We start from the raw sequence: 13,548 nt of genomic DNA on the forward strand, positions 1-13,548 counted from the left end.
CCCCTGTTTCAGGCGCTGTCCCCAGGTTCAGCGCCGTCAGAAGCCTGGGTTTCTTTCTTCATCCAGTCCTTACCGTCGACCGCGCGGGCAACCATCATCGACGACACGGTGTCACCGGCCGCGTTGATGGTGGTGGCTGGCGGGTCCACCACGGTACCGATCACCGAAATGATGGGCAGGGCCGCTGGCGGGAAGCCGTACATGGACACGATCATGAGCTCACCAAGGAACCCACCGGACGGAATCCCAGACATCACCATTCCGGAAAGCAGCGCAATCAGCACCGCAATTGCGAGCGCTTGAGGGGTGAAAATGTCGCGCTCGAAAACGGCGAACAAGAACGCGATCTTCAAAATTGCAGACAGGCAGGACCCTTCCATGTGGATGGTCGCGCCAATTGGAATGATCGTTTCGCGAATATCGTCCGGAACGCCGATGCGCTTAGCGGCACGCAAGTTGCTGGGAATCGACGCAACAGAGCTTCCGGTTCCCAAGGACACGGCGGTGGGCGCCAGAATGTTCGCCCACATGCGACGCATACCTGCCACACCGCCAGCGAGCCACGAATACAGTGTGAACGCTGCAAAGAAATACACGATCGCCACCGGGTAGTACACGGCGAAGGCCCTGACGTAACCGCCAACCAGCTGGCTGCCCAGTTCACCGATCAACGCCGCAATGTACGCGCCCAAACCAATAGGCGCGTAGTACATGACCAGCCCGGTCATCTTCATGAACACTTCGTTACCGGAGTCGAGGAAACTGCGGAATACCGCGCCTTTTTCTTTGACCAGGTTGGCTGACAGTCCTACCAGAACAGCGAACACGATCAGTGGCAACATGTGCTTCGTGGAGATCACGTCGCTGAAATCCTCCACCGTGAAGGCACCCACGATCTGGTCCCCAATGGACAGCTTCTCCTGTTCTTCAGGCAGTTCGTCCATTTTGACCTGCACGTTGTCGAGCGGTCGGAAAATCCCCAGAGCCAACAACATTACGCTTGACGCCACGATTCCTGTGGCAATGAACACCGCCATCATGGACCCCATGATGCGCCCTAGCCGTGTTGCTGAGTTCATGTTCGCAACGGCAGAGGCAATCGAGAAGAACACCATGGGCACCACCAGGGTGAACATCATGTTGATGAACACAGTCCCAAACGGCTTCAAAACCGTGGCACTTTCGCCCATGATCAGACCCACGATCGCACCAACGACCACGCCGGTGAGGATCAAGAGTGGGAACCGGTAGTTCTTCCATCCACCTGGTTGCGCAGTCATACGTGTTGCTCCTTGCGACTGGGGTTTATGTCATCAACACACAAGTGTGCCTACAAAAGTATCCATGACTGCACCAGTTTCGCCAGTGACGCGCCCTGGGCTCGCCTACAGTTGCCCGGTTACCTACCGGGTTCCTACCGGACGATTACCTGATTCCGCGCGGTGGTTCAAAGTCGGATTTGGCGATCTCTTCAATGTTGACGTCCTTAAACGTCAGAACATGAACCGTCTTGACGAACCGGGCAGAACGCCATGTGTCCCACACCCACGCGTCGCGCAAAGTCAGTTCAAAATAGACTTCACCGTCACTCTGATGAGCCTTGAGATCCACTTGATTGGCCAAATAAAAGCGCCGTTCCGTCTCTACGACGTACGTGAACAGCCCAACTACGTCCCTGTATTCCCGGTAGAGCGCCAGTTCGAGTTCGGCTTCGTACTCTTCGAGGTCCTCCGTGCTCATGCCCTCAGCTTACCCATAGCGTCAGCGAAATGGCCGCCCAGCAAGCTACTTCCCCAAGCGAAACGACTTCCGATGCCACAGAGTCACACCCAGGTCCACAATCGCTTGTTTGTGCGCAGGCGACGGGTACCCCACATTGTTCGCCCACCCGTAACCGGGGTGTTCACGGTCCAGATTACTCATCACCGCGTCCCTGTCGACTTTGGCGATCAGACTGGCCGCTGCGATTGGAATCCGCTGGTCGTCCCCACCCACATACATGCGCACCGGGGGCACTTCCACGTGACTCACGTCGCCACCCAGCAAGCCCGGGTCGGTGCCCAACCAGTTGAACTTCCCGTCCAACATCACCAGGTCAGTCGCCGGCAACTGGGCGAGCGCCCGCCGTCCCGCCAGGCTCAACGCGGCAGAAATCCCCATCGCGTCGATCTCCTCCGGGCTCGCGTACGCAACCACCGCATGCTCCCAGGTGGCACGGACACGCTCAGCTGCTAACGACCTCGGCCGTGGGGATAACTTCTTCGAATCCCGCAGCCCTGATGGGAATCCGCCGGCGCACAGCGCCTCCAGGTCGCACCACACGGCGCCCACGCCCACGGGGCCGGCAATGCAGCCGCGGCCCACTTCGTCCATGCCCACGACGCTGGTTGCGCCGGCCTCTAGCAACGCGCGTTCGTCGGTGACATCAGAAAGCCCTTCCCGAGGTGTCCCCCGGCCCCGAGGCGACGGCGAGGAGGTCACGATGGGTCGGGGACCTTGTCGAAAGTATCGGGGGCGCTGACCCACGAGAACCGGTTGGTGGGCCACGAGATGACGAACACTGTGCCTACCACCTGGTCTTCTGGCACGAATGGGCCGCCTTCGGAGTCGCCGTTGAAGCGTGAGTCGGCGCTGTTGCTTCGGTTGTCGCCCATGACCCAGTAGTGGCCCTGTGGCACGTCGACGGAGAACTCAATTTCCGATGGTGGGGCGCCGGGTTTGATGTATGTTTCGTCGATCGCCACACCGTTGACCATGATTCGGCCTTGGTCATCGCAACATTCGACGTGGTCACCGCCCACCCCAATGACACGTTTGATCAGTTGCTGGCCAGCGTTTGATGGCGCCAGGCCAACGAACTCGAGAAACGGGTTGGGTTTGTATTCTTCGGCAGTCCCAGGGGGCAGCCACCCGCCTGGGTCGTTAAACACCACGATGGAACCGCGCTTTGGGTGTGCGAACGGCAGCTGGTTGACCATGATCCGGTCATCGATTTGCAGCGTGTCTTCCATGGAGGCCGACGGGATGTAGAACGACCGCACAACCCAGGCTTTCAACGCCGTGGACACGATCAGCGCGATCACCACAATGATCGCGATTTCCCGCAGCGACGCCAGGAACTTCTGCGTTGCCGTACGTGAGTCCTTCTTGGCTTTCTTGGACTTCTTGGGTTCGTGCTGTTCTTCCGCCGTATCTTCCATCACCGGGAAGTCTACCCTTCTTCCGTTCTGTCAATGGACGAACCATGCCCAATGACCACGCCCACAGTGTCGGATTTGCGGATCATGCCCCCTCCCGGGCGGCTGAGCAGGTTACGTGAGTCGGTGGAGTTGGCCCGGTTGTCGCCCATGAGCCACAGACGGTCCGGTGGCACTTCAACGTCGAAGTCCACGTCCGAGGCGCGGGCGGCTTGAGTGCCTCCGTCACCTGCCCTGCTTCCAGCGGCACCCTCGCCTGCACCTGCCAGGTACGGTTCGTCTAGTGGCTTACCGTTGACTAGGAGTTTCCCTTCGTCGTTACAGCACTTCACGCGGTCACCGCCAACCCCAATGACGCGCTTGACATAAAACACGTCGCGCGGGCCGATCCCAAACCACGAACCCATTTTCTGTCCAAACGACGAATTCTGCCCCGACACGAACGACCCACGCCCGTCGATAACGACAATGTCACCTCGGCCGATGGACCCCGTTAGAGCGTCAGGCCGCCACACAGCGATCCGGTCATCCACGGAAATCGTGGGTTCCATGGACTCACTGGGCACCGTGAAGGTCTGGACCACCAGGCCACGCACCAACCCGGCCAACACCAGCGCGGCCACAACAACTGCGGATAACAAAAACCACGGGCGACGCCTCAAAGGCACACCCGTGGTTGTTTGTGTCATTCGACCAGAAATTAGCGCTTCTCGCGGATACGAGCAGCCTTACCGCGCAGGTCGCGCAGGTAGTAGAGCTTAGCGCGACGGACAATACCGCGGCTCAGAACTTCAATCTTGTCGACAACAGGTGAGTGGACGGGGAAAATACGTTCCACACCTACACCAAAGCTAATCTTGCGGACGGTGAAGGTTTCGGAGACACCCTGGCCCTGGCGACGGATTACGACACCTTTGAACACCTGGATACGTTCGCGGTTACCTTCAACAACGCGAACGTGAACGTTCACGGTGTCACCGGCGCGGAATTCCGGCAGGTCCGACTTCAATGACTTTGCGTCAAGAGCATCAAGCTTCTGCATTGTTAATCTCCTACTTGCAGTGCCCCGGATCACTCAAGCACGATCAGTCTAGGTTTTTGACCTAGAGAGATGGAGTCGTCTGCTCACTGGGACTTTCTTGCCCTCCGAGGCAGGCGAAAGTCGGCAAACGCAAGGCACTAGTTTAGTCGCGGGTGGGCCCGGTGGCAAGTGCGGGTGGAGTGTTATGCGTCGCGGTCTTCGTGGGTTTCGCGTGCGTCGTTCTCCCCGCGCGCCACCCGTACCTTCCTCAAGACCTCCAGGTCGCGCGCGTCCATGTCGTCCGGGTTCAACTGTTCGATCAGGTCCGGACGAACCCGCAAGGTGCGTTCCAGTCGCTGGTCGCGTCGCCACCGTGCGATCGCCCCGTGGTTGCCTGACAGCAGAATCGGTGGCACCTCGTGTCCGCGCCATTGCGCCGGCTTGGTGTACACGGGGTATTCCAGCAGACCGTCTTCGTAGCTTTCCTCGTCGAGCGACCCGGGGTTGCCAATCACCCCGGGGATCAGCCTGGCGATCGCTTCGACCATCACCATGGTCGCGACCTCACCGCCGTTGAGCACGTAGTCGCCAATCGAGAACATCTGCACGCGCGCCTGCTCCCCTGCCCAGTCGATGACGCGCTGGTCGATCCCTTCGTACCGGCCGCACGCGAACACCAAGTGGTCTTCTGCAGCAAGTGCCCGCGCGTGTGCTTGTGTGAAAGGGGTTCCAGCGGGGCTGGGAACAATGACCGTCGCCGAGGTGTCCCCCACCGGTTCCTGCCCCTCGCCTTCGCGTGGTTCAGGGCGAGTGTTTAACACGGAATCGAGCGCTTCACCCCAGGGCTCTGGTTTCATGACCATGCCCGCTCCCCCGCCGTAGGGGGTGTCGTCTACTGTGCGGTGGCGGTCGTGTGTCCAGTCGCGAAGGTCGTGAACATTGACCTGCAACAGGCCGTCTACCTGCGCTTTGCCGATCAGGGAAAGCTGTAGTGGCGTGAGGTATTCGGGGAAAATCGAGAAAACGTCAATGCGCATGTCACATGTCCAGCAGGCCCGCGGGCGGATCGATCTCCACCAGGTTGTTGTCCAGGTCCACCACTGGCACGATCTCTTCAACGAACGGGATCATCACTTCCCGGCCGGAATCTGCAAGCTTCACGTGGATGAGGTCTTGAGCCGCCCCTGGAGTCACCGCGCTCACAGTGCCAATGACAGATCCACCGTGGACGACCTCGGCGTCCACAAGATCGTCAATGTACCACGCGTCTTCGTCTTCATTGTCGCTCACATCCACAGTGATCAGGGTGTTGCGGATTTCTTCAGCGCGGTTGCGGTCCGGAACCTCGTCGAACGTCAGCATGAGGCGGTCGCGGTGCCAGCGAGCGCGCGTGAGAGTGAGGGTGCCAATGTCGGGGTCGGTGCCAAAGGTCGCTCCTGGTGTGAAGCGTTCGTCGGGGTCGTCGGTGCGAACCTCGACGGTCATCTCACCGCGGATTCCGTGGGGTTTGCCCAAACGGGCGACAACTTGGCTCATGGTCCTCTTTCACGTCCGGGAACAGTTAAAGGGTACTAAACGCACTGGTGAAACGGCGCAAAGTGAGCGAAACTACGCATTATATTGCGCAGTTTCGCTCACTTTGCGCCGTCTGGGCTTGGCTGAAACGCCCGGAGCGCCCTTTCCTGAGCAACTCTGCACACGACAACTCTCGCAAGGCGACTCTTTCGAAAGATAAACTAAATACACACAGTTAGTTTTGAGAAAGACGCGTCATGAGCCGGTTCAGCCCCTTCATTTCCACTTACACAGTAACCAGACGTCGCTATACACACGTGATGACCGCGTTAGCCGTCTCGTGTTGCCTTGTACTTTCGGCATGTTCGGGTGGCCCTGGCGACCCTGGAGGCCCGGGCGGACAAAGCGGTGACGGATCCGAAAAAGCAGAAGCACCCGTGTACACGTGGGGCGACTGGGTAGATCTCGGTTTCACCGCAAACCTCGAACTGGCCAACGACTCCTACGCAGCCTTTCGCAAGTTAGATGACATGACGCACGCGGTGTATGACACCTCGGGAAACAAAGTGTGGGACGTTCCCACGCTCAAGCCCATCACCATGTCCGTGTACAACACGTGGGCATCAGATGAGTTGTTTATCGCCGAGGTTGAAAACGGCGACCTGGTTGGTTTCAACTGGGCAGACGGAGCAGAAAAGTGGCGTCTGAACCCGGCTGAGATCCTCCAGTGCGACCCGGGCGACACAGCATCCTGGTCAGTCGCGTCACGCACCGACCCAAGGGTTGACGACGACTCGACGATCGTGCTGGGCATTTCCGATCAGAACGCGTTCGAAAACGGTTGCCGATCGGCAGGCGACTATCCGAGCTCGGTCGCCTTCGACCCAAAGACGGGTGAAGAAAAATGGCGTGGACCAAACGTTAACGGAGACTCCGGAACCGTTACCTCGTTCACCAGCGTCACCGGTAAATACCAGTACGCCGCGTGGGGTACGGACATGCAATATCAGATGAGCCGCACCGAGATCGGATCCGGAGAGACCACCTATGCCATGGTCGAAAAGGCACACGCACCGGGGTTCTCAATCGCTCACGAGGTGTCAGATACAGGATTTGTCATTGCCGGTGGCGAGCACAACGAGTACGTGGACGTCAACACGTGGTCTGACCAACCCGGCGGTGGCCCCATCAAAGCTCATCCGGCTGTCGATTTCCCAGTTCCTTACGACCTGCGAAACTCACAGAGCAGCGGGTACATCTACGGATTCAACGTGGGCCCCCAGAAACCCAACGGTTCGGATTTGAAATACCACTTCTTTAACCTCACCAAACCGGACAGCGACACCATTAGCCCGCGTTCCGAGTCATACCCCACCCCGGAGGCACCTGCCATTCCTGGCAGTGACGACGCGAAGGGCTACGAACCTTATTTGTGGAACGACCCGCTGGTGCCACGTGAGGGCGCTTCGCCCCTCATCGTCCTACCGGGAACTTCGTCTCCGCTTGTCGCATTCGACTATGAGACCGGTGAGCCCGTGTGGTCGGTTGACGGGAGCGACCAGATTTCGAGCACCACATATATCGCTCAAACAGACGAAGTCATTTTCGTTCTCGGCGATGAAGCCATAGCCGTGAACGCCCAAACCGGAGAAGAGAAGCTGCGGGAAAAGTTTGGTGATGACGTGTACGGTGTCGACTTCTTTGGCGGAGTCATGGCGGTCTACCACTCAGATGGCACATCGATTCGTGCGCTTAAACACTGACCGCACAGTCAGAACACTGATCGCACAACCACTGAAACAACAAGGACAACCATGAAGAAAACCACGGGTAGATTTGCACACGTGATGACAGCGTTAGCCGTCATGTGCTGCCTCGTACTGTCGGCATGTTCCGGCGGACCAGGTGGCCCAGGAGGCGGCGACTCCAAGGATGCAGGAGCACCCGCAGGAAAGTGGGGCGATTGGATTGAGCTCGACCAAACCTCTGTCCTGCGCGGCGCCTCTGGCGACTCTGCGCTGATCAAACCAGCTGATGGAGCCGTCCCCTACGTCATCGACGCGCAAGGCCAGAAGAAGTGGGAGTTCCCCGCTGGGACCATGACTGAGGGTGAAGATGAAACCCTCTACTACGACGACGAGCACATCTACACCATGCTGGAGGATGACCATTCGGTGATCGCGCTGGACTGGGCCACCGGAAAGCAGGCGTGGAAATTCACAGTGGCTGACAAAGCGAAGTGCGCAGACCCCAAGGAATACACCCTGTACCCAGGTGCGGGCGATATGGCGAACCGCCGGCTCAACGCTGACAACCCACTGATTCTTGGTTTCACGACCCAATCAGAAGAATCCTACGGGCCACCCGAATGTTCCGAAGTGGCTAGCGGTGAAATGGGGCCAAGCCCCATGAACTTTGGAATCGAACCCAAAAACGGAGAACAGCTGTGGGAAATGGAGGGTACGCCAAACCTCTACGGCTACCGCGGCTACGCATCAGATCCACTGGGCAAGCACCTGTACATGTTGTGGGACCTGCGCGGTGAAATGCGTATCGCCCGTATTGATATCAAGACCGGCGAGTTCTCCGAAGCGGGGCTTGGAGCATCTACCCCTGAATACTTATGGTCACTTAAGAAAGCATTCTTCGCCTCAGTGGGGATGAACGAATTCCTCATTATTACAGAAGAAGGAGGAGCAGCTCGCGCCCTTGCACAAGGCTACGGTCCTGACGGCAACACAGGAAAACTCCTCGTTCGAAAAGAAGAATCCCAGAACCCGTGGGATCTTGGCATCATGATCACCGATACCGGAGTTGCGTACAACCTCCAGGCACCCGCAGCACCCGGAGACGATTACGTTGCCAAGCTCATCGCCAAGCCTGGCGATGGAGAAGACGCGAAATACTCGGAGTGGAAAGCACCAGCACCTGACCTCACTGATAACGACGCAGAGGTCCCGCAACTTGCGTACTTCGGGGACAACCAGATCATCGATGCTGACCCCAAGAACCCCCTCGCGGTTGTGCCCTCACCGGACGGCGGTCTAGTTGCATATCAGCTCACTGACGGGACCGAGGTGTGGAAAACCCAAGGCGAAAAACCCGGCACACGCCCGTCCTACTCCGCGGCCGCGGGCCAGGTGAGTTACGTCGAAGGTGACGACTTCGTCACTGTCGATGCCACCTCGGGCAAGGAAGTCTCACGGGACTCCGTACCCGGCATACACGCGGTGAGCAGCGTGGGACAGTTCCAGGTGGTTGAGAGCCGAGGCGAGTCACCTACCCGCATGCGCGTGTGGACCGAGTAAGTCAGGTTATAGCCACAGCCACCACAAACACCATGTGAATACAAAAGTGCCACCTCATACGAGGTGGCACTTTTATTAGGCTTCGATCAGATCCACGCGAACGCGTTCACCATGTCCGGCGAGCGCCCCGATGACCGTGCGCAACGCTTTTGCCGTGCGCCCAGAGCGTCCAATAACGCGCCCGAGGTCGTCCGGGTGAACGCGAACTTCCAGGGTCAGACCCCGGTGAGTGTTGCGCTCACGCACACTGACATCTTCAGGAAAATCAACAATCCCGCGGACCAAGTGTTCCAAAGCCTGCTGCAACACGATTAGGCCTCAGCCTTTTCTTCTGCGTTGTCAGCTGCAGCTTCTTCAGCTGGAGCTTCCTCGGCTGCTGCTTCTTCAGCAGGAGCGTCTTCAGCAGACTCTTCAGCCTTGTCGTCGCCACCCTTAGGAGTAATCGCTTCCTTGATGACGGACTTAGCTTCAGGAGCAACAAAAGCTTCCTTTTCAGGCTGTGCCTGAACAGTGTTTTCGGTCGAGCCTTCGCCCTTGAACTTGCCCCAGTCTCCGGTGAGCTTTAGCAGTGCCTTGACCTGTTCCGTGGGCTGTGCGCCCACAGACAGCCAGTACTGAGCACGTTCGGAGTCAATCTTGATCACCGAAGGGTTTTCGGTGGGGTGGTACACGCCGATCTCTTCGATTGCGCGGCCGTCACGACGAGTGCGTGAGTCGGCTACAACAACACGGTAGAACGGCTTACGGATCTTACCCATACGGGTCAGACGAATTTTGACTGCCACGGTGGTGGTGTCTCCTTTTTCACATCAGATTTTCGGAAGTTCTCATTCGTGGGGTTAAATCAGTTCTTCCGAATGAACTTCGGCCGGATCGAGGTTGAGAGGGTCCTGTTCACCGGTCAAGTACAAGCCAATATTTTGCCAAATTTTTTGCGCTGTTTCCAATCAGAGCGCAAAAGGTGTAAGTGCCCCAGCCGCTCAGCCTTACCGGCCGAACCCGCCGCCGAATCCCTTGGGCAACTTCGAAAAGTCGATTTCGTCGTCATCGAGGTCGATTCCACCAAAGGATGCGCCCTGCTTCTTAGGCAACTTGCCTTCGCGACGTAGCTGCTCGTCGCGTTCTGCCTGCGCGCGCTTCGCTGGGTTACCCGACTTGGCTTTGCCCTTCTTCTTTGACGCACCCTTCTTACGGCGGTTCGAACCACCTGGTCCGCCGCCTCCAGGCATACCAGGCATTCCGGGCATACCTCCACCTGGCATCGCAGGCATCCCCGGCATTCCGCCACCGGCACCGCCAGCACCTCCGCCACCTGGCATCGCGGGCATTCCCGGCATACGACGACCACCGCCGCCGAACTGCTTCATCATTTTCTGAGCCTGAGCGAAACGGTCCATGAGCTGGTTAATAGTAGTCACGGAGTTACCCGAACCGCGGGCAATACGCGCACGGCGCGACCCGTTTAGAATCTTGGGGTTGGCGCGTTCTTGGGGAGTCATGGACCGAATGATGGCTTCAACTCGGTCAATCTCACGGTCGTCAAACGCTTCGATCGCTTCCTTGTACTGCCCCATACCCGGCATCATGCGAAGCATCTTCTTAAGAGAGCCCATCTTCTTGATGGACTCCATCATGTTGAGGAAGTCGTTGAGGTCAAATGACTCACCCGACTGCACCTTCTTGGCGAGCTTTTCCGACTGCTTCGCGTCAAAGGTCTTTTCAGCCTGCTCAATGAGGGTGAGAATGTCACCCATATCCAAGATGCGGTCGGCCATACGGTCCGGGTGGAACAGCTCAAAGTCTTTGAGCCCTTCACCCGTGGACGCAAACATGATGGGCTTCCCGGTGACTTCGGCAACCGAAAGCGCGGCACCACCTCGGGAGTCACCGTCGAGCTTCGACAGGACAACACCGGTGAAGTCGACACCTTCATTGAACGCCTGAGCAGTGGACACCGCGTCTTGACCAATCATGGCGTCAATGACGAAAAGGACTTCGTCCGGGTTCACAGCTGCACGAATATCGGCGGCCTGCTTCATGAGTACTTCGTCAATACCCAAACGACCAGCCGTGTCGACGATCACCACGTCATACAGCTTGGACTTCGCAACTTCCATGGAGTCGCGGGCGACCTTAACCGGGTCACCAACACCGTTGCCAGGTTCAGGCGCATACACATACGCACCCGCACGCGACCCCACAACCTCAAGCTGGTTCACCGCGTTGGGGCGCTGAAGGTCAGCCGCCACCAGCATGGGGCGGTGCCCGTCACTCTTGAGCCAGTGAGCAAGCTTTCCAGCCAGCGTGGTCTTACCAGCACCCTGCAGACCCGCCAACATGATGACCGTAGGTGGCTTCTTCGCAAACTGGATCCGACGGGTCTTACCACCCAGAATCTGCACCAGTTCGTCGTTAACAATCTTGACGACCTGCTGGCCCGGGTTGAGCGCCTCGGACACTTCTGCTGACAACGCGCGTTCACGCACACGACCCGTAAACGCCCGCACAACGGGCAACGCGACGTCAGCGTCAAGAAGCGCCCTGCGGATTTCACGAATGGTTGCGTCGACATCCGCTTCAGACAGGCGGCCTTTACCGCGCAGGTTCTTAAAAGTGGACGTCAGCCTGTCAGACAGTGAGTTGAACACGTAGATTTGCTTTCGTCGGTGGTTTCGTCAGTCTCTTAGGATACCAACCAGGCAGACACGCCCGGAAATGCACAACCTCGGCTAGTCCTCAAGGAGCGCATCAACAAAGTCTTCAACAACGAACGGCGCCAGGTCGTCAGCCCCTTCACCCAGGCCAACCAGTTTGACCGGCACGCCCAGTTCGCGTTGCACGGCAACCACAATCCCACCCTTGGCAGTCCCGTCCAACTTGGTGAGAACGATCCCAGACACATTTACGACCTCGGCGAAAACCTTGGCTTGTTGCATACCGTTCTGCCCGGTGGTGGCATCAAGAACCAGGAGGACCTCGTCCAGTTCGTGACCCTCTCCCAGTGGACGGGTGGCCACTTTTTTGACCTTGCCAAGTTCGTCCATGAGGCCCTTTTTGTTCTGCAGACGGCCCGCCGTGTCGATGAGCACGACGTCCACGTTGTCTTTCAGGCCACGTTCAACAGCGCTGTAGGCAACGGATGCGGGGTCGGAACCTTCGGGCCCGCGCACGGTTTCAACGCCCACGCGTTCGCCCCAGGTAGTGAGCTGTTCGGCGGCAGCGGCGCGGAATGTGTCAGCGGCACCCAGTAACACGGTCTTGTCCGAGGCGACCAACACGCGAGCGATCTTCCCCACCGTGGTGGTCTTGCCTGCCCCGTTCACGCCAACAACCAGCACCACCGACGGTTCGTCGCCGCCGGTTTCGGTACGCAGGGTGCGGTCCATGGTGGGGTCGACGACTTTGATGAGTTCTTCGCGCAGAAGTGCGCGCACGGTGGACAAGTCGCGGGTGCCCAGGACGCGGACGCGTTCACGCAGGTTGTCGACAAGTTCCGTTGCCGTGTCTACGCCCAGGTCCGCGACGATCAGGGTGTCTTCGATTTCTTCCCACGTGGCTTCATCCAGAGTGTCGCGCGAAAGCAGGGCCAGCAGGCCACGGCCCATCGCGTTGTTTGATTTGGCAAGCCGGTTACGCAGTTTGGCTAGGCGCGTTGTGGGTTCGGTAGGAACTTCCCGAGGTGGTTCGTCCTGTGTGGGTTCCTCCGGCGCGGGTGCGACTTGGGTGCTGCCTGTGGTGTCTTCAGGAAGTGTGTGTTCGGGTTTCTTTGGTTTCCGTGGAACCAGGAAGAACAGTCCCAGCGCGACAAGGACCACCAGTCCAAGAATCCCGTAAACAATCAGCGCCTGCGTATCCACAATCAACTCCTATCCGTGCTCACACACCACAATAAACGGTCATGTTGAGGATCAAGAATCAGGTAGTGCGGGCCCCACGCGGATGAGTTAGCGAAACAACAGGTGGAACGCAGTGCGCACGCCAGTTCCGGTTGCGGGCACTTTCCAGTGCCGGGTCCGAGGTCGCAGAGTGAAGAGCGACGGGGCGGCGTGCCTGCGTGGTTGAGGGTGCAGAATGTAGGACTCGTCACGCATCGCGGTCACGGCGGCTTGTTCGCGGGTGGCCAGGTGCGAGTGGTCGTCGTCATGGCCAAAGAAACCGTAGACGGACTTGTCGTGTCCTAAAAATTCCGCGGGGAGGCGGAAGCGTTGCGGCGTGTGCGTCTGCTTGTTCTGGCCGGAAGCCGACATTGCGACAAGCACCACAATGACAAGACCGATTCCGACGGTGATGCCGAGCCCCAAAAGAACGACGATGAAACCACTCATGTACGTCGCACCTGATTTCTCATTTCGAGGCAACCGCTCCCTTCGAATTACTGACCACTCAAGCTTATAGCTCAGTGGCTATGTCACCTGGTAAGGACGGCTAACAAAAGTGTCACGAACCAGCCCTATTTATTACAACGCTTCAACATTTGAGTTTCAGAAGAGCAATGGGAGCGACTCAC

General features: G+C 58.4%; 15 protein-coding genes. 2 read left to right on the forward strand and 13 right to left on the reverse strand.

All coding sequences use genetic code 11. The features are described from left to right. Nucleotides 1-8: 8 nt before the first annotated feature. From MHX53_RS06710 to rimM, 8 genes are all read right to left on the reverse strand, one after another. On the reverse strand, nucleotides 9-1,280 hold the full coding sequence (locus MHX53_RS06710) for a dicarboxylate/amino acid:cation symporter (RefSeq protein WP_239271674.1): 1,272 nt from the start codon (nucleotides 1,278-1,280) through the stop codon (nucleotides 9-11). A 145-nt stretch (nucleotides 1,281-1,425) separates the two neighbouring features. Next, on the reverse strand, nucleotides 1,426-1,740 hold the full coding sequence (locus MHX53_RS06715) for a DUF2469 family protein (protein ID WP_005885026.1): 315 nt from the start codon (nucleotides 1,738-1,740) through the stop codon (nucleotides 1,426-1,428). A gap of 45 nt (nucleotides 1,741-1,785) precedes the next feature. Continuing rightward, the gene (locus MHX53_RS06720) at nucleotides 1,786-2,481 is read right to left on the reverse strand and encodes a ribonuclease HII (protein ID WP_239271675.1); all 696 of its coding nucleotides are present in this window, start codon (nucleotides 2,479-2,481) and stop codon (nucleotides 1,786-1,788) included. Then, nucleotides 2,478-3,200, reverse strand: coding sequence for a signal peptidase I (gene lepB / locus MHX53_RS06725; protein ID WP_239271676.1), 723 nt, complete (start codon nucleotides 3,198-3,200; stop codon nucleotides 2,478-2,480). The genes MHX53_RS06720 and lepB (MHX53_RS06725) overlap by 4 nt, the downstream gene beginning before the upstream one ends. 11 nt (nucleotides 3,201-3,211) lie before the next feature. After that, the gene (gene lepB, locus MHX53_RS06730; protein WP_239271677.1) at nucleotides 3,212-3,886 is read right to left on the reverse strand and encodes a signal peptidase I; all 675 of its coding nucleotides are present in this window, start codon (nucleotides 3,884-3,886) and stop codon (nucleotides 3,212-3,214) included. Nucleotides 3,887-3,897: 11 nt separating this feature from the next. After that, nucleotides 3,898-4,239 carry a 50S ribosomal protein L19 gene (gene rplS / locus MHX53_RS06735; RefSeq protein ID WP_102238717.1) on the reverse strand — a complete coding sequence of 114 codons (342 nt, stop codon included), beginning with the start codon at nucleotides 4,237-4,239 and terminating at the stop codon, nucleotides 3,898-3,900. 182 nt (nucleotides 4,240-4,421) lie between these two features. Continuing rightward, nucleotides 4,422-5,255, reverse strand: coding sequence for a tRNA (guanosine(37)-N1)-methyltransferase TrmD (gene trmD / locus MHX53_RS06740; protein ID WP_239271678.1), 834 nt, complete (start codon nucleotides 5,253-5,255; stop codon nucleotides 4,422-4,424). A gap of 1 nt (nucleotide 5,256) precedes the next feature. Beyond that, complete coding sequence (gene rimM / locus MHX53_RS06745) at nucleotides 5,257-5,754, reverse strand: ribosome maturation factor RimM (protein WP_239271679.1); 498 nt, start codon at nucleotides 5,752-5,754, stop codon at nucleotides 5,257-5,259. Nucleotides 5,755-6,053: 299 nt separating this feature from the next. Here rimM and MHX53_RS06750 point away from each other — a divergent pair, with 299 nt between their 5' ends. Both MHX53_RS06750 and MHX53_RS06755 read left to right on the forward strand, forming a co-directional pair. Then, entirely contained in the window at nucleotides 6,054-7,496 is a 1,443-nt protein-coding gene (locus MHX53_RS06750; RefSeq protein WP_239271680.1) for a PQQ-binding-like beta-propeller repeat protein, read from the forward strand. Between the two features lie 51 nt (nucleotides 7,497-7,547). Further along, nucleotides 7,548-9,041 (forward strand): hypothetical protein, encoded by a 1,494-nt coding sequence (locus MHX53_RS06755; protein WP_239271681.1) that lies wholly within the window; start codon nucleotides 7,548-7,550, stop codon nucleotides 9,039-9,041. Nucleotides 9,042-9,116: 75 nt separating this feature from the next. On the opposite strand, the gene MHX53_RS06760 is transcribed toward MHX53_RS06755, so the two are convergent. The 5 genes from MHX53_RS06760 to MHX53_RS06780 form a co-directional block, all read right to left on the reverse strand. After that, nucleotides 9,117-9,350, reverse strand: coding sequence for an RNA-binding protein (locus tag MHX53_RS06760; protein WP_005885005.1), 234 nt, complete (start codon nucleotides 9,348-9,350; stop codon nucleotides 9,117-9,119). Nucleotides 9,351-9,352: 2 nt separating this feature from the next. Continuing rightward, nucleotides 9,353-9,826 (reverse strand): 30S ribosomal protein S16, encoded by a 474-nt coding sequence (gene rpsP / locus MHX53_RS06765; RefSeq protein ID WP_239271682.1) that lies wholly within the window; start codon nucleotides 9,824-9,826, stop codon nucleotides 9,353-9,355. Between the two features lie 201 nt (nucleotides 9,827-10,027). Further along, nucleotides 10,028-11,689, reverse strand: coding sequence for a signal recognition particle protein (gene ffh / locus MHX53_RS06770; RefSeq protein ID WP_239271683.1), 1,662 nt, complete (start codon nucleotides 11,687-11,689; stop codon nucleotides 10,028-10,030). A gap of 81 nt (nucleotides 11,690-11,770) precedes the next feature. Then, nucleotides 11,771-12,904 (reverse strand): signal recognition particle-docking protein FtsY, encoded by a 1,134-nt coding sequence (ftsY, locus tag MHX53_RS06775; protein ID WP_239271684.1) that lies wholly within the window; start codon nucleotides 12,902-12,904, stop codon nucleotides 11,771-11,773. Nucleotides 12,905-12,985: 81 nt separating this feature from the next. Further along, on the reverse strand, nucleotides 12,986-13,366 hold the full coding sequence (locus MHX53_RS06780) for a hypothetical protein (RefSeq protein ID WP_239271685.1): 381 nt from the start codon (nucleotides 13,364-13,366) through the stop codon (nucleotides 12,986-12,988). Nucleotides 13,367-13,548: the final 182 nt, after the last annotated feature.

This window comes from Brevibacterium sp. ACRRH (assembly GCF_022346365.1).
Lineage (GTDB): Bacteria > Actinomycetota > Actinomycetes > Actinomycetales > Brevibacteriaceae > Brevibacterium > Brevibacterium paucivorans.

Excerpts from the sequence above, each read along its gene's own strand:
- MHX53_RS06710 (WP_239271674.1), bottom strand. The coding sequence starts at position 1,280 with ATGACTGCGCAACCAGGTGGATGGAAGAACTACCGGTTCCCACTCTTG.
- MHX53_RS06715 (WP_005885026.1), bottom strand. The coding sequence starts at position 1,740 with ATGAGCACGGAGGACCTCGAAGAGTACGAAGCCGAACTCGAACTGGCG.
- lepB (WP_239271676.1), bottom strand. The coding sequence starts at position 3,200 with ATGGAAGATACGGCGGAAGAACAGCACGAACCCAAGAAGTCCAAGAAA.
- lepB (WP_239271677.1), bottom strand. The coding sequence starts at position 3,886 with ATGACACAAACAACCACGGGTGTGCCTTTGAGGCGTCGCCCGTGGTTT.
- rplS (WP_102238717.1), bottom strand. The coding sequence starts at position 4,239 with ATGCAGAAGCTTGATGCTCTTGACGCAAAGTCATTGAAGTCGGACCTG.
- trmD (WP_239271678.1), bottom strand. The coding sequence starts at position 5,255 with ATGCGCATTGACGTTTTCTCGATTTTCCCCGAATACCTCACGCCACTA.
- rimM (WP_239271679.1), bottom strand. The coding sequence starts at position 5,754 with ATGAGCCAAGTTGTCGCCCGTTTGGGCAAACCCCACGGAATCCGCGGT.
- MHX53_RS06750 (WP_239271680.1), top strand. The coding sequence starts at position 6,054 with ATGACCGCGTTAGCCGTCTCGTGTTGCCTTGTACTTTCGGCATGTTCG.
- MHX53_RS06755 (WP_239271681.1), top strand. The coding sequence starts at position 7,548 with ATGAAGAAAACCACGGGTAGATTTGCACACGTGATGACAGCGTTAGCC.
- MHX53_RS06780 (WP_239271685.1), bottom strand. The coding sequence starts at position 13,366 with ATGAGTGGTTTCATCGTCGTTCTTTTGGGGCTCGGCATCACCGTCGGA.